The following is a 15,845-nucleotide window of genomic DNA, read 5'->3' as shown; positions in this document are numbered from 1 at the left end:
TTATGAGATACTTTTATATATAGTATCGAATACTACATATGGAGGTGTTGTATGAAAACTGCGATTTTAATTGATTCTGGCTGCGACGTATCCCATGAGATAGTCCAGAGATTCCACATGAAGGTGATGCCCCTTCATATCATTTATCCGGAAAGGGATTATATTGACGGGGTGGACATCCTGCCCGAGACCATTTATCAGCGTTTTCCGGGAGAAATTCCCGCCACTTCAACACCCAGTCCCCAGGATGTGAAAGATATGGTTGAAGAAATCAAGGCAGGGGGTTATACCCATGTGCTGGCATTCTGTATTTCCAGCGGCTTAAGCGGTACATATAATACGGTCGGCAGTGTTCTGGGGGATGAAAAGGACCTGACTTCCTTTGTGCTGGACACCAGAAGCATATCCTTCGGGGCCGGTATCCTGGCTGTATGGGCCGGGATGCAGTTGGAAGAGGGAAAAAGCTTTGAAGAACTGAAAGAAATACTTCCGGAAAAAGTCAAGGATTCCAAGGTGTTTTATTACATGGATACGCTGACCTATCTGCGCAAAGGCGGACGGATTGGTCTGGTTACCTCTGTGGTAGGCAGCATTCTGAACATTAAGCCCATCATCTCCTGCAATGACGACGGGGTATATTACACTGCGGCGAAGATACGCGGCGCAAAGCAGGGACTCTCCAGACTGCTGGCCGAGGCCAGTTCCTTTGCTGGCGGCCGTCCCTGCCTGACCGCTTTGCTGAACGGCCAGGGGCAGGAAGCGGCCCATGAACTGAAGCCCCGGCTGATTGCCGGCATACCGGAAGGACGCCTGATTATGGAAAAAGCCATCACAGCTTCCCTGGCTGTGCACACCGGCCCCGGTCTGGTGGGAATCGGCGTGCTCCGTCTGTAGCAGCCATGTACCTGCGGGAAATGCCTGCCCGGAAACAGCTGTCCCCCAAACAGTTACAGTGCCTGCGCTGTCCTTGCCAGTTCTTCCCGAATGGCAATATGCTGGGGGCAGACCTGTTCACACTTGCCGCACTTGATACATTCTGCGGCTTTCTTTTTTCCATGCCCTCCCACCAGCCAGTCCTCCTGGTGGGCGGCTGCCGCCTTATCCTTATAAAGGGTCAGATAATTCATGGCTGTAAATGAACCGGATATGCCAATGTTATTGGGACATACCTTTGCGCAGTAATTGCAGGCAGTGCATGGAATCAGAGGTATCCGGTTAATCTCCCTCTGTGCAGCATCCAGTGTTTTCTGCTCCTGCGGGGTCAGGCCCTTAAAATCCTTCATGCTGGAAAGATTATCCTCCATCTGCTCCAGGCTGCTCATGCCGGAGAGCACGGTAATAACGCCTTCCAGACCGGCTGCAAAACGGATGGCCCAGGACGCAGCCGACCGCTCCGGCTCCGCCTCCTTCAAAATGTTCAGGACAGACTCCGGCGGGTTGGCCAGCATACCGCCTTTTACAGGCTCCATGATTACCACCGGTTTTCCGTGTTTTCTGGCCACCTCATAGCATCGTCCGGACTGCACGGCCGGATAATCCCAGTCAGGTAAATATGCCATCTCTGTACTTCCTCCTATCATCCAAGGCCATCCACCCATGCTTTAAGGTCGGCGGCCTTCACACTGCCGAACCGTCTGCCCGGTTTCCAGCGGGTATCCCGGGAACAGCAGCCCTTTAATATCCGCTCCGTGTCACCCATGCCGCTGCCGCCGGAAGTTGCAAAGGGAACCACTGTCTTTCCTGAGAAGTCATAGCTTTCCAGGAATGTGTTGATAATGGCAGGAGCTACGTACCACCAGATGGGAAAGCCCACAAAGACCGTGTCATACTGCTCCATATCCTCCACCTGATTGCCGATGGCCGGCCGGCAGGACGGGTCCTTCATCTCCACGCTGCTGCGGCTCTTCTTATTTGTCCAGTCCAGGTCAGCGGATGAATAGGGCTCTGCGGGCAGTATTTCGTGCAAATCACCACCCGTTACCTGGGCCAATGTCTCTGCCAGCCTGGCTGTGACGCCGCTGGCGGAAAAATACGCTACTAATGTTTTACTCATCGTGTTGTCCTCCTGATTCATATTCGTTTGTCATCCGGTTCCTGATTTCATTTCTGAGATAATCCATTCGCTCCAGCTGGCGTTCCCGCAGATGAATCTCATCCAGGGTTTTGCTCCGCAGCACATTGAGCATCTGCATTCTCTGCTGTTTGGTAGAATCCCCGGCAATCAGCAGCTTCATATAGGTTTCCACATCCTCCGGCGAAAATCCCATGTCGTGCAGCGCCATAATCATCCCCAGGCGCTCCAGGTCACTGTCGCCGTACTCCCAGTCGTACTGCCAGTCCTCCATGGCAATCCTTACAGCGCCGCACAGCCCCCATTGTGCATATTCCTGCAATATTTTTACCGGAATATGATACTGGCGGCTGACTTCTTCGCCTGTCATATCGTCCCCCCTTTCCACGTCCCGCACACCGGGTCCGGCCGTTTAAAAAATAGGCACAGCAGCATTTAAGCTCCTGTACCTATATTATATCCTCACATATTTTCATTGTAAAATGCTTATAATGAGTACCCGGCCATTCGTTTTCCGTATTTCTCTTTTATGGGCCCAACCGGCCCAACTCCGCCCAACTTCCCGCGTTTCCATCCCGGGGCCTTTCTCAGATGAACTTATCCGCCAGGGTCTGATATAGCAAATCCGGGTCTATGGGCTTTGCCAGATGTCCGTCCATCCCGGACTCAGCCGCCCGCACCACGTCCTCATGGAAAGCATCGGCTGTCATGGCTATAATAGGGATGGAAGCCGCCTTTGGATGACCGGACTGCCGGATAGCCTGGGTAGCCTGGTATCCGTCCATCACAGGCATCTGGACATCCATCAGAATCAGGTCATAGGAATCGCCCTTTGTCAGGAATTTTTCCACTGCTTCCCTTCCGTCCCTTGCATAGTCCGCTGTAACCTCCGTCATATTCAGGAATTCCATTGCAATTTCCCGGTTAATATCATTGTCTTCCACCAAAAGCACGTGATGTCCGGCCAGTTCGGGCCGGTGAAAACTCTCATGGGAGCCCGTCCGCCGCACCGCTTTTTCAATTCCGGTGGCAGACAGCAGCGCATTATAAAGAGTGGATGCAAAAATAGGTTTTGCCAGGAACGCATTGGCGCCCGCTGCCCTCGCTGTTTTCTCAATAGCCCCCCAGTCATAGGCGGTAACAATGATAATAAGCGTATCCGGCCCCACAATCTCCCTCATACGCCGGGTGGCTTCTATGCCATCCATATCCGGCATCCTCCAGTCCACCAGGCAGACATCGTAGCCCTCGCCTTCCCGGTACATGGCACGCACTTTCTCCACACATTCCCATCCGGTCTGCACCCAGTCCGACTGAATCCCCAGATTTTGCAGAAGAAGGGAGGCGTGGATGCAGCTGTCCCTGTCATCATCGGCCACCAGTACCTTCAATGCCTGTATGGCATGGGGCTTCTGTTCCTGGGTATCTGCATCCTCAGCCTGCAATTCAAAATCAAGTTCAATGGTAAATGTGCTTCCCTGCCCCAGTTTACTTTTCACAGAAATGGTTCCGCCCATCAATGTGACCAGATTCTTGGTAATGGGCATCCCCAGCCCGGTACCGCCATATGACTGGCCGTCAGGCACATGCTCCTGTTCAAATGGTTCAAATAAATGGCTTAAAAATGTCTCGCTCATACCACGACCGGTGTCACTGACTGTAAAGCTTATGCGGGTCTTTCCTGCCTTCCTCCACATCTGCCGTATTTCCAGCCGGATGGTGCCTCCCTCCGGCGTAAATTTAAGAGAGTTGGACAACAGATTAATCAGTACCTGATTCAGCCTCAGTCCATCTCCTATGAGAACCGTATTGGTCAGGTTTATCAGAGGCACCTTAAATGCCAGCCCCTTTTCCGCTGCCTGGGGATATATGATGGATGTTATGGACTCCACCGTGGTTTCCAGGTTAAAGGCCTCATGGGCAATCTTCATTTTACCGGCGTCAATTTTAGACATATCCAGCACATCATTGATAAGCGTCATCAAATGCTTGGAGGAATATCCAATCTTCTCCAGGCAGTCCCCCACCCGCTTGCGGTCCTCAATGTATGCAGCCGCAATGGTGGTCATGCCGATAATGGCATTCATGGGCGTGCGTATTTCGTGGGACATACGCGAAAGGAAGTCGGATTTGGCCCTGTTAGCCTGTTCCGCCACGGACAATGCATCCTTCAGGGCCTCGGTCTGGGCGGTCAGTTTCCTCTGCATCTCCCTTAGTTCCGTCACATCCGTCACATCAATGAAAATCACCAGATATACCGGCCTCCCCTCCTGCCAGTCAACACAGGTGGCGTTGACCTGGAGCCATAAGGTCTGTCCGTTCCGTCCGTTGACATGCATGGTAAAATGCAGCGGCCCGCCGGCCAGTATCCTGGATTTCTGCCCATTGATGATTTCCAGGTTATCCCGGATATTGGCCTTATAAAGAGGAGTTCCTCCCTGTTCATCTGCATTTCCAAAATACTCCAGAAAACGGTCGTTGGCAGACAGCAGGGTCAGCTCCATCTCACTCTTAACATACTCAATCCGATACTTTGCCACAAACCCAGGCAGACTCTCATATGTAACCGACTGCTCTTTCCGCATCTTCATAAGGTCGTCCACATTGGTAAGCGTGGAGTAGGCCACCTGATAACCGTCTATATATTCCTCTGCAAACTGGGTCGAAAACTGTACCCAGACATAGTCTCCGTTTTTCCTGCGGATGCGTGAAAGCAGCCTGTATCCGTCCCTGCCCTCCTCCAATGCCTTCAGAACAGTTTCTGAAAGTTTTTTCCACTCATCCGGGTCTGACTGATAATACAGGTCCGGCCGGTTGTGATAGACTGCCTCGTATTCATCCTTGGGCCATCCAATCAGCTGATAATAAAACTCATTGGCCCAAATCAGGGTAAAATGCTCATCCAGCAGATGCTTGCTCACACTGACCCCCAATAAACGCATCAGCGTATTATACTCATATTCAGCCGGCGTAATACCTGCGGTATTGTCCCCATGGATTTTGTCATGCCTTTGGTCCGTCATATGTTCACTTCCTCCTAACTGCAATTATACGGAAAATAAATGGGCCAATACCTGAAAGTCAATTGCAGTCACGACTAATAGGTTGTGCCGCCTTACGCCTATCCTTGTTCATATAGTTCTGTTTGATTCATAATTATAATCCAAATTTGAAAAAAACACAATCGCTTATGGCAAAACAGTTGGGAAAATGTTAAAATGACAAAGATAAACTATATATACAGAGGAGCATGAAATTTGCAAAGTGAACAGCAGTATTCAAATCTTGTCTACGAATATTTTCTTACCCGGATTCAATTCCGTTATTATAAATGCGGGGACTGTCTCCCCTCCATTGACACCCTGTGCCGCGAACTCTGCGTGTCTGCCCAGACAGTAAAGATGGCCCTGAAGCGCCTGCGTTCGGAAGGATATATCGACATGCACAACGGCCGTTCCACAAAGGTTATATTCCAACAGGACCAGGAAACCTCAAACCAGTGCATCCTGCGCTATTTTTCCTGCAGGATTCACAGCTTCCAGGACCTGTTTCAATCAGTGGGCCTGATTATGCATCCCCTGCTCACGGAGAGCTTTTACCGGGCCGATGAAAGGGACCTGGCCTGCCTTGCCCGCCTGGCAGAGGGGTCATGTACGGATGATGTACTCCATTTTTTCTGTTTTGTCCTTCAAAAAATCGACAATCCCCTGGTCATGAACCTTTACTGGGAGGCGTCCATATACTGGGGCCTGCTATTCTTAAAGCACGATGACGGAAAGGATTTAAACGATGTGGCCCTGCTGCATGATGAGATAGAGCACTGTGTCCTCCTTGCTGAAAATAAGGAATGGAACCAGCTGGCCCGGCAGCTCCAAATATTCCGTCAGGATTCCATCGGCAGGGCTGTGGACCTCCTGACCCAGCGGATTCCACCAGCAGAGAACGTGGAACACATCCCTTTTGTGTGGCGGATATACCGCGAACGGCCTCAGGTATGCTACAGCCTGGCAGCCTGGCTTCTTCATGAAATCTATATGGGCTGCTACCGGGTGGCAGAATTCCTGCCTTCTTATGAGAATATGGCTGCAGCCTACGGCGTCTCGGTCAGCACCATACGCCGCACCGTCAAGGTTCTCAACCAGCTGGGGGCAGTCCGTTCCATCAACGGAAAGGGGACCATGGTCTTTGGAATCGGCGCGCACTGTGATTCCCCTGACTTTACAAGCCCTGTGGTCCGCCGCAATCTGGCCTTCTTCTTCCAGTCCTTTGAGCTGCTGGTTTATTCCTGTGAAACCGTAATGCAGCACTGCCTGTCCTCTGCCTCACGGGAGGAAAAAAGCAGACTTACCAGCCAGCTGGAACAGGACCTGGCCCATGGCCGTCAGGAACTATCCCTTTGGCGCTGCCTGCTCTTCGTCACAAAATGCAGCCCGTTAAAGGGGATACGTGAAATTTACGGCCGTATCTACAGTCTGTTCCTGTGGGGTTATCCGCTGAAAGCATCCCACGATGGCAATCCGGCTTTAGATGAGGCAATCCTCCGCTTCACTGACACAATGATTCAGGGTCTGAAGGGAGATGATATTGCCGGCTGCTGCCAGGCCATAAAAATCCTGGTTACACAGCAGTTTCCGGCAGCGGAACAATATCTTTTAAACCAGGGACTCCAGCCTGAGGATTTGAGGCTGAATCCCTCTATCCGGCTATTGATTTCTGATGAGGACACATAGTATTGCAGCTCACTCCACCGGAACCTTCCACACTTCCACGTCCGCCTTGCCCGTCTGGCCGTCTTCCGGGTCAACACGAATCATGGCAGGGTTCCTGCACCTTTGCTATGTAATCATTATTTACCTGCGGCCCAGCTGCCAAAAAGCAACCGCGCTTGCAGCCGCCACATTCAGGGAATCCACTCCATGGGCCATGGGAATGCGGACCGTGTAATCGCAGTCGGCAATGGTCCCTGCCGCCAGCCCGTCCCCTTCCGTGCCCAGGATAATGGCCAGCTTTTCCTCCGACATCAATCCCGCATCATCAATGGTGACCGAATCATCCTTTAAAGCCATTGCCGCAGTTTTAAATCCCAGCTCATGCAAACGCCCGATTCCCTCCTGAGGCCAGCATAACCCGCTGTCCAGAAAGGTCCAGGGTATCTGGAATACAGTCCCCATGCTCACCCGGATGGCGCGGCGGTACAGCGGATTGCTGCAGGCTGATGTCAGCAGGACTCCATCCATGTTCAGGGCAGCGGCCGAACGGAAGATGGCGCCCACATTGGTGGGATTCATGACATTTTCCAGCACTGCAATCCGCCGCGCGCCTGCACAGATTTCTTCTGTCCTGCGCAGCGGCGGACGGTACATTGCGCACAGCATGCCCCGCGTAAGATGAAATCCGGTGAGCTGTGTCAGCACGTCAAATTCCGCCGTATACACCGGAATATCACCGCATCGGCTGATGATTTCCCTGGCCTGGCTCTCCACATGTTTTCTTTCCATCAGCATGGATATAGGGACACACCCCGCGTTCAGGGCGCGCTCTATAACCTTGGGACTTTCCGCTATGAAAATGCCCTTGTCCGGTTGGTGGCGGTTTAACAGCTGCCCCTCTGTAAGCCGGGCGTAAACATCCAGCTCCGGGGCGGCAAAATCCGTTATCTCAATTATATTTGGCATTGGTATCTCCTGACTACCGTTTTCCCTATATTCTATTATCTGTTGGAGCAAATGTCAAACAGCTCATACATCAGGCGCATAAGCTCCACTCCGCTCCGGAATCTTACATCCCCAAACCCTGTCCGGAATATCCCCTGCATCCCTGCATCCCGACGTCCGGCTACCCGGACCGATACCATGGGACATACCGGGTATTCCCTTAATTCCTCACGGGCAAAATCATAATCCTTTTTTATTCTGCCCTGCAAATCCACGAACGGGACAGTCCTGTTCCCCGGGCACTGTTTCCCGGTCAGACTACGCGGGGCCCTTCCCCTCATGGGGACGCCCACTGCATCCATAATATCCTCCATAATAAAAATCATCTGGTCAAGTCCCTGAAAAAACAATAATTCCTCCACATGGAATGACTTTACATATCCCCTGGCAGCCCTGCCGTCAAATGACTGGATGCCAACCAGAAACGTATATGTATATTCAGGGTAAGGACCGCCGTCGCGGGGAATATCATCCTCCATGATAATATATTTTTCAATTCTTGCCACTGTCTCCTCCCATCAAATCGTATCTGTTTTATTTGCCCAGTGCTGCAGGAGTGTTCTGATTGCCTCGTCCTCAGTCAATACCTTCTGTCCTGTCAGATAGACGCACGCCTCCTTCCATTCATCCCGGGTAAAATCATCCCTGCTTCGCAGTATGAATTCCCTCAGCCACCTTTCATCCACGCGCATGAATCTTAAATCCGACAGATATTCACATTTTGCCTTCAAGGCCAGATACTCTAACAGGGAACAGCTCACCATCTCTATTTCTCCTTTTTCAAACAGCACCAGTCCTGCGGTGCATAAAACTCCGGCGGTTTCATTTGTACTACCTCAGAATAATCATTCTGCGGTATTTTCCGGACATCAAGGCGTATCAGGCAGGATACGATAAGGAATTACACGGATAAAATACAGAAAAATCCAGTACTTGGACACACCAAGAAACCGGCAAGAAGTTTTTTTCCTTCCCGGTCTGTTTGCTTTGAGGAAAAATAATATATGTATATTGACGCGGTCTGTCTTTTATTATAAAATACAAGGAGATTGCATTTCTGATTTACAGAAATGTCTGTATGACACCACAGAATGATTATTCTGTGGTCCTTTTTTGTCTATGGCAATTCTCATGCGGTTCATTACCTTTTCGTATTGTTTCAGGCTGGAGGCCACGTAAATCCGTGTAGTCTCAATGGAAGCATGTCCCAGGATATCCGCCAGATGCGCCAGATTTTTTTCAATGGCATAAAAGCTTTTTGCAAACAGATGACGGAAATTATGGGGAAATACCTTTGACTTTTCCACCCTGGCCTCCTGGCATATTTTCTTCATGGAATGGCATATATTACTTCTGTCCAGACATCTCCCGCCCTTTGTCCTGAAGATACACCCGCTTTTTATATCTGCGTCCCTTGTGTACTCCTTAAGCTGCCTGACCAGATTCCTTGGAAATATGATTACCCTGTATTTTCCCTTCATATATATTTCCGCCTTGCCCTGATGTATGGCCTCCACCGTCACATAGGGCAGTTCGCTGATTCGGATTCCGGTCCCGTACAAAACCAGCATAAGAAAATAAAGCTGCTGCTTCCCCATGCGGAAGGCTGTTTCCAGCAGCCGTCTGTAGTCCTGCTCTGTCAGCTCCCGCTTTTCATCAATGTAGATTCTCTTTTGCACCTTTAGGAATTTAACTTTATGCCCCTCCAATCCCATGCACTTAAGGTATGCATTCACGGCTGAAAGTTTCCCGTTCACGGTACACGCCCTGCATTGGCTGCTGAGATGTCCCCGGTATTGCATCAGCAAATCCTTGCTCAGACCTGCCTGTCCCATAAAATCAAGCATCTCCCCCACATCGTGGAGATATTTGCTTATGGTTGATTCTGATTTTTCCTCAGAGCGCAAATAAGTTTCGAATTTAGCCAGCTGCATTTCCTTTTCCATTGAGTCCTCCGTTTCCAGTCCGGTTAACAAGTTACCATTGATGTCATATTGAATACAAAATATCCTTTTTAGTTTTCTTATTGTAAAGCATATTTATGTATCAAAAAACCGGGGGGTTATTGATTACGGAGGGCTGGTGCACTTACAGACATTTCCGCAGTGAGTCAGCAGCTATCCCGTTCCAGGTAAAAGGGTGGCAGAATCTTCCCGACTCTGCCACCCGATGCCTATTCCTTTATTTTCTTCTACATTAACAATGGTTCAAACAATCAGCACAGGTTTTTCAGTTCCTTCGCACATGCAATATAATAATGCCGTCCATTTGCGCTGGTCTCATATTCCGCAATCTTCTCCAGCGCAGCTGCCTTTAACTGCAGAGCTTCCCTGTCTGCTTCATCTGTAATCAGCAAATCGCACAGTTCCAGGCACCACTGATATTCATGTTCCTGAAGAGCTGTCCGGGCCGCTTCACAGACCTTTGTCCTTCCGCCCATTAAATCAAGCATCTTGCGGGAATGCTGTTTTGGCGCCAGAGGGTGAAGGTTGGTGGGGTTCCCGTCAAACCAGCCTAAATATGCTGAATAAATTTCCCTCACAGTCCATTCCGTACAGCCATAATGTTCCGCCAGATACGGAAGGTCTGCATATTTGTCCGGCAGCCGTATTTCAGAGGCCAGTTCTTCCGCGCTCCTGCCCATGTTCATACCCTCCAATGTTTTGGTGAGAATATAGTCAATCGCGTCTCTGAAATTTCCCAGCACTTGACGGATTGTATCATTTCCGGATATGGCTGCCGTGTGTCCTGGCAGGAGATATTGGGCAGGATAGGACATAATTACATCAAGGCTGTTAATCCACGCAGCCAGGTCGCGGTACTGGCCGCCCCTGATTGCGTATAGGTTGGGGAAGCAGCCATAATAGTTGTCACCGCAGCACAGCACTGCCTTTTGGGGGAACCATACCATGATTTGGTCCTCTGCTTCGCCCGGAAGGCGGACTATCTCCATCTCCACCCCGTCAATTTCCCTTACCACCTTATCCTGCCCGTAAACCGTGGTTGGCGGAACAAAAGCATGATGCTCCCCATAGATAATACCCTCCCGCGGTCCAATTCCCTGTGAAAGGGCCTCTTTGTCCGTAAGGGTGTATCCAAACTGCCTGGCTCCCCGGAGATTCTGGATATCTTTCAAGAGCCCTGTTTTTTCCAGCGCAGCGTTTTTAGGGGTAAATGCTATTATCTCCGGTGCGCCTTCCAGAAACGCCCCCGCGCCGCCCCTGTGGTCCGGGTGGCCGTGGGTATAGAGAATCGTCTTTACCTCTTTGCCCGTTTTCTCATGAATAATCTCCAGCAGCCGCTTCCCCCGTTCCATTGAATCCAGCGTATCGATTAAAATGATGCCTGTGGTCCCCTCTATAAAGATTGCATTACTGTGGCCTATTCCCAATACATACCATACGCCTTCCGTCACCCTGGATATAGTTTCCCTGTAATTCCTCTCTGTAAAGTCCTGCAGCATTTGATTTCCATTTTGTATGAGCATATTCTTATTCCTCCATTGTCCTGACGCATTCATTGTGTTCCTTCCATTCTACCACAATTTTCTGGAGGTGGGTACAGGTGTCTGGCTGGCTTTAATGTACAACGTATTTCAATTACACATTTTACAATTTCAGCAGCAATTCTGCATTCTTATATGCATTCTTTTCTTTGTCTTCCTGACTGAGCGGTGCGTCTTCCAGAAAACCTGCCGCCTTTCTTCTTTCTGTTCCGGACAATTCATGTTTTTACAAAGCCGGTTCTCTTTTGGCCTCGTCTTCGTTATCCAACGGCATACCCAGCCAAACGTTCTTTAAAGCATATCATAAAATATATTACCACACCACCGCAGCCTCCGATGCTTTCTTTTTATTATAAATCATCGTTTGATTAAGTGTATCTATTTCTACAATCCAAATTTCATAGCTGTTTAGATAACTTCCATCATCAATCACACATGAAAAAACTATAAATTTATCATCTGGCGAAAAGCATATGGAATATATGCGTGATTCATATATATCCGGTAATTCTATATTTAAAATCGTATTTGTTTCCATATCATACAGATACAGTTTTCCATTGCATCTTAACATTACCTTCGTTTCGCTGTTGGATAATTTAAAATAGATTTGTTTTTCATGTTTTAATAACACCTCAGAAGTATCTGCTACCAAATTTTTTTTAGCCAGGGCATAATCCCCATCCTCCTGTTTGGAAACATACAATATACTCTTTCCATCAGAAAACCAATCATATGTATCCAGGTTATAATCAGGCTGTTGGCATTGTCCAATTAATAAATGTCTTTCCTGATTCTTTTTATATACATATATTTTACCTTCTTTGATATAACTAATAACATTTTCATTGACATACTTTGGGCTGTCAATATTTTCTCCCAGTTCAACAAAGGATACATCTCCTGTCACCAAATCAACATCTGCAGCCCCTTTCCCGCCTGAGCTTGCAAACATAATACGAGTTCTGTCTTTGCCGAAATATATACCTCCGCCGCTCTTGTTATATGGCACTGTACAAATGTATTCCTTTTTTCGTTCTTGAAGCTGCATATCATACAGAACATAATCAAATGCAAACCTATCCTTATTGTCGTTCTTGTCATAATCAAACAATATGACGGGAGGCTGATTGATTAGTTTGGCACTCCATTCATCACTAACATTTAATATTCCTTCATTGCTATTTTCTTGTGTGCATGCAGTAAGAATAAGTGCAATAATCATGATTGATATAATTGTTTTTATGTAACGCATTTTTTATCATTCCTTTATCCGCATATAACATACCTTGCTATTATATCGGCTCGTTGGTCCGATGTGAAATGGTTCTGGTTTTCTGAAAATCATGAAAAATCGCAGGGCCGAAAAGTGTGCTGGTTAAAGGTTGGGTGGCTTTACGCCACCTCAGCCGTGGGACATCGCCCGGCAAAGCCGGGCGAATGGCAAACTGTTTTACCGTATTACACAATAAATACATGAATCAATGTACCCATTATTCTCAATTTGTAGAAGTAAATCATCTTCCATTTCTTTTAAAGTGCATGTTTTTATTGCAAAATTATCATCATAGCCTTCAACCACTAAAATGTTCAGTTGTGCAAGGCAACATATCTCACTTAGAGCTTTTAAACAATCAAATAAGCGTTCTATATTTCTTCTGCAACATGTTATAAAATGCTCCTTTGAATTATCCGGAAACAACTCATTATGAGAATATTTGTCGAATGGAAACAACAAGTCACTACTGTTATAGGGTTGATTCAAAGAGGTAAGTGCAAACGTAATATTTCCTTGAACCCCCTGTTCCTTACACATTCTATGTATTTCATCATATATTGTTATTTCCTCATTAAATAGAAAGCATACCCCCTTCTTGTTTCCATAAGATTTTACCGTCTGAATCATTTCACTGTTTTTTATAAAGTCAAATTTTCCAAATAAAAAATAACTCATTGTCCCTCCTCTACTGCGTTGGATTGTTATTGTACCCTGGTTTAAGCGGATTTACTATTTCACCATCTCGATAACCATTTTCATTGTAGTGATAGTCATGTTCATGCGGTTGCAAATTCTGTTGTGTGTTTTTATCAAAATGAGTGTGGTCAAAATCCTGCCTGTTAAACTGATTACCATTTTCGTCATAGAACACTCTACTTTTTACTGTCCCATCAGGATTTAACTGCTCATAAATCGAACCCCCTCATAGCCATTTTCAATTGCCAAAACACCAGCCGCAGCTCCAGCTATTGCCCCTTCTAAAATTGCTTCACTAACGAGCTCTCCTACAACCTCTACCTCTATCAGGTATCCATCGGGGGTAACTGCCGTGGTTACATATGTTCCGCTTCCTGCAAACATGCTGCCCATCATATTGTCCACACGCCTCGCCATATATAAACACGCCTGGCGATATATCCGGTTCATGGTACATCTCCGAGTTCGGTCGGAAAAGGGCAACACGGGCAGTTACGGCGCGTCACAGGGGCAAGACTCATGGACCAAATGTGAAAGAACCGCAATTTTTCAAAAATCAAGAAAAATCGTAGGGTCGAAATGTGTGCAGGTTAAAGGTCGGGTGGCTTGATGCCACCCGACCACAGGACATCGCCCGGCAAAGCCGGGCAATAGCTACCCTGGTTTTTAAACTTCGATTTGATAGACGCATGATTCTATTGAAAAAGAAGTTAACACTTGTTGCTGGATATCAAGCATCATCTCATCTAAAGTTATGTTTTTTCTAGTAAAATCACAATCATATCCTTCTGTAATGAACACTTCAAATAATTTAGGCCGCAGTCTTTGAACCATTTCTTTTAAGCACCAATACAAAATTTCCAAATTTTCTTGACAACATTGAGAAAAATACTCTCTTGTTTTATCTGCAAACAACTGTTCATTGGTATATTTGTCATATGGAAACAGTAGCTCATCACTATTACACGGTTGATTCCGGGATGTCAATGCAAATAAAACTTTTCCTTTCCCTCCTTGCTCTTTTGCCATTTTTGATATTTCAGAGTAAAAATCTATCTCATTGTCAAACCAAATAAAAACTTCTTTTTTTTGTGCCATTTTTTTAAGTTCATCAGCTATTTGGGGTACAACTACATCCGATTTAAAACAACCAAATATAAAATGACTCATAACTCCTCCTTAGTTTGTCGGTTTATTATCGTACCCTGGTTTTAAGGGACCGTCTGATTTTCCATTAGGCAATCCATCCTCATTATACTGAAAATTATGTTCATGTGGTTGCAAATCCTGTTCCTTTTCCTTGCGTTTTTCTTACCGGTTCCTCACTTTCGGTATTCATTTCACAGGTCGAAAAATAATCTGCTGGGTGGCTTGGCGGCACCCAAGTTTTGAAATAAATCAGATTCTGCCACCCAAGGCGCCTGAAACACCACAAATCAAAGGATTATGGGGTGGCTCAGAAGCAATCCCGGCTAATAAAAATTTTTGCGGCAAAATAACATACATAGCAGGGAGGTTTCTAATTAATGATTTTTCTTGCCCCTGTGACGCGCCGTTACCGCCCGTGTTGCCATTTTCTGGCCGAACTCGGAAGATATACCATGAACCAGGAATATCGGCTCGTAGGCCCGATGTGAAACAGCCTCACTTTTCCGGGAAATCATGAAAAATCGCAGGGTCGAAAAGTGTGCGGGTTAAAGGCCGGGTGGCTTGACGCCACCCGACCGGAGGACATCGCCCGGCAAAGCCGGGCGAACCCGCCTAACACAGTACTTCTGGGTTTAATAAAATTTCTACCTTTCCATCTGCTAAACTTGACTCCGCTTTTATATTTGAAGAATCAGCTTTAAATATCTCTAGCTCTGAAACATATCCACGAGTAATATGCAAAAAGAATTGTACTGGTATATAATCTTTTTTATATACTCTCATCTCAACAGGAACTCCAGTCCTTATTCTTACTGGTTGTACTCCCTCTTCAATATCAAATTTCAGAGCCAAATAATAGTCCGTGTATTCTCGAATAACCTTTGCATAATTAATTTGATTAATCACCTCATCTCTATACAAAAAATTTTTAGATAGGATTAATTCCATCCACTTTTTTTCACAATCTGTCAATTCTCTATTTTCTAATGCCATTAGACCTCCTACTGAACGGGATAATAAGTACCAACATTTATTAACCCATCCTTTACTCCATATGATGTATATTCAATTGTGACACCATTAACATCTAACTGCCCTTTGTAGAATTGTCCTGTTTCAGGATTTTTTGTAACAACATCTTTTGCAATAGCCTGATTCACCTCATTAGCAGATAAACCAGTTCCTTCAAGATGCCTTCCACCATACCCGAAACTAACCTCTTTATCACCAACTTTGACGTTATCTGTTACGCCGCCACCACCTTCTGGAGTTTTTATAGTCATCAGTCCCAGAATCCCCCTCATAGCCATTTCCAATTGCCAAAACACCAGCCGCAGCTCCAGCTATTGCCCCTTCTAAAATTGCTTCACTAACGAGCTCTCCTACAACCTCTACCTCTATCAGGTATCCATCGGGGGTAACTGCCGTGGC

18 protein-coding genes are annotated in these 15,845 nt (G+C 47.0%); 2 read left to right on the top strand and 16 right to left on the bottom strand.

Going from position 1 to position 15,845, the window contains the following annotated elements:
- Positions 1-51: 51 nt before the first annotated feature.
- Positions 52-894, top strand: a complete 843-nt coding sequence (locus FGS84_RS00740) for a DegV family protein (protein WP_138305839.1) — start codon at positions 52-54, stop codon at positions 892-894.
- Between the two features lie 53 nt (positions 895-947).
- Here the strand turns inward: FGS84_RS00740 and FGS84_RS00735 are convergent, their stop codons facing one another.
- The 4 genes from FGS84_RS00735 to FGS84_RS00720 form a co-directional block, all read right to left on the bottom strand.
- The gene (locus FGS84_RS00735; protein WP_243129793.1) at positions 948-1,559 is read right to left on the bottom strand and encodes an aldo/keto reductase; all 612 of its coding nucleotides are present in this window, start codon (positions 1,557-1,559) and stop codon (positions 948-950) included.
- Positions 1,560-1,576: 17 nt separating this feature from the next.
- Positions 1,577-2,053 (bottom strand): flavodoxin, encoded by a 477-nt coding sequence (locus FGS84_RS00730; protein WP_138305837.1) that lies wholly within the window; start codon positions 2,051-2,053, stop codon positions 1,577-1,579.
- Positions 2,046-2,441 (bottom strand): MerR family transcriptional regulator, encoded by a 396-nt coding sequence (locus tag FGS84_RS00725; RefSeq protein ID WP_138305836.1) that lies wholly within the window; start codon positions 2,439-2,441, stop codon positions 2,046-2,048. The genes FGS84_RS00730 and FGS84_RS00725 overlap by 8 nt, the downstream gene beginning before the upstream one ends.
- 217 nt (positions 2,442-2,658) lie before the next feature.
- The gene (locus FGS84_RS00720; RefSeq protein ID WP_138305835.1) at positions 2,659-5,094 is read right to left on the bottom strand and encodes a response regulator; all 2,436 of its coding nucleotides are present in this window, start codon (positions 5,092-5,094) and stop codon (positions 2,659-2,661) included.
- Between the two features lie 234 nt (positions 5,095-5,328).
- Between FGS84_RS00720 and FGS84_RS00715 the strand changes: the two genes are divergently transcribed.
- Positions 5,329-6,801, top strand: coding sequence for a GntR family transcriptional regulator (locus tag FGS84_RS00715; protein WP_138305834.1), 1,473 nt, complete (start codon positions 5,329-5,331; stop codon positions 6,799-6,801).
- Between the two features lie 120 nt (positions 6,802-6,921).
- Here the strand turns inward: FGS84_RS00715 and FGS84_RS00710 are convergent, their stop codons facing one another.
- From FGS84_RS00710 to FGS84_RS31165, 12 genes are all read right to left on the bottom strand, one after another.
- Positions 6,922-7,746, bottom strand: a complete 825-nt coding sequence (locus tag FGS84_RS00710; protein WP_138305833.1) for an RNA methyltransferase — start codon at positions 7,744-7,746, stop codon at positions 6,922-6,924.
- A gap of 35 nt (positions 7,747-7,781) precedes the next feature.
- Complete coding sequence (locus tag FGS84_RS00705; protein ID WP_138305832.1) at positions 7,782-8,291, bottom strand: hypothetical protein; 510 nt, start codon at positions 8,289-8,291, stop codon at positions 7,782-7,784.
- 12 nt (positions 8,292-8,303) lie between these two features.
- On the bottom strand, positions 8,304-8,549 hold the full coding sequence (locus FGS84_RS00700; RefSeq protein WP_138305831.1) for a hypothetical protein: 246 nt from the start codon (positions 8,547-8,549) through the stop codon (positions 8,304-8,306).
- Positions 8,550-8,816: 267 nt separating this feature from the next.
- Complete coding sequence (locus FGS84_RS00695) at positions 8,817-9,731, bottom strand: tyrosine-type recombinase/integrase (RefSeq protein WP_138305830.1); 915 nt, start codon at positions 9,729-9,731, stop codon at positions 8,817-8,819.
- Between the two features lie 269 nt (positions 9,732-10,000).
- On the bottom strand, positions 10,001-11,272 hold the full coding sequence (locus tag FGS84_RS00690) for an alkyl/aryl-sulfatase (RefSeq protein ID WP_138305829.1): 1,272 nt from the start codon (positions 11,270-11,272) through the stop codon (positions 10,001-10,003).
- A 331-nt stretch (positions 11,273-11,603) separates the two neighbouring features.
- Complete coding sequence (locus tag FGS84_RS00685; RefSeq protein ID WP_171042512.1) at positions 11,604-12,515, bottom strand: hypothetical protein; 912 nt, start codon at positions 12,513-12,515, stop codon at positions 11,604-11,606.
- Between the two features lie 228 nt (positions 12,516-12,743).
- The gene (locus FGS84_RS00680; RefSeq protein WP_138305827.1) at positions 12,744-13,244 is read right to left on the bottom strand and encodes a hypothetical protein; all 501 of its coding nucleotides are present in this window, start codon (positions 13,242-13,244) and stop codon (positions 12,744-12,746) included.
- A 222-nt stretch (positions 13,245-13,466) separates the two neighbouring features.
- On the bottom strand, positions 13,467-13,715 hold the full coding sequence (locus FGS84_RS00675; RefSeq protein WP_138305826.1) for a hypothetical protein: 249 nt from the start codon (positions 13,713-13,715) through the stop codon (positions 13,467-13,469).
- Positions 13,716-13,931: 216 nt separating this feature from the next.
- Positions 13,932-14,435, bottom strand: coding sequence for a hypothetical protein (locus FGS84_RS00670; protein WP_138305825.1), 504 nt, complete (start codon positions 14,433-14,435; stop codon positions 13,932-13,934).
- Between the two features lie 591 nt (positions 14,436-15,026).
- On the bottom strand, positions 15,027-15,407 hold the full coding sequence (locus FGS84_RS00665; RefSeq protein ID WP_138305824.1) for a hypothetical protein: 381 nt from the start codon (positions 15,405-15,407) through the stop codon (positions 15,027-15,029).
- 8 nt (positions 15,408-15,415) lie between these two features.
- On the bottom strand, positions 15,416-15,697 hold the full coding sequence (locus tag FGS84_RS00660; protein ID WP_138305823.1) for a hypothetical protein: 282 nt from the start codon (positions 15,695-15,697) through the stop codon (positions 15,416-15,418).
- The coding region (locus tag FGS84_RS31165; protein ID WP_207671107.1) for a hypothetical protein at positions 15,654-15,845 on the bottom strand (192 nt) is incomplete at its 5' end. The genes FGS84_RS00660 and FGS84_RS31165, both read right to left, overlap by 44 nt.

Source organism: Clostridium sp. 1001271st1 H5 (assembly GCF_005845215.1).
Taxonomy (GTDB): Bacteria; Bacillota; Clostridia; order Lachnospirales; family Lachnospiraceae; genus Enterocloster.
Note: the sequence above shows the minus strand (reverse complement) of the source record. Positions and strands in the feature narration are given on the sequence as shown.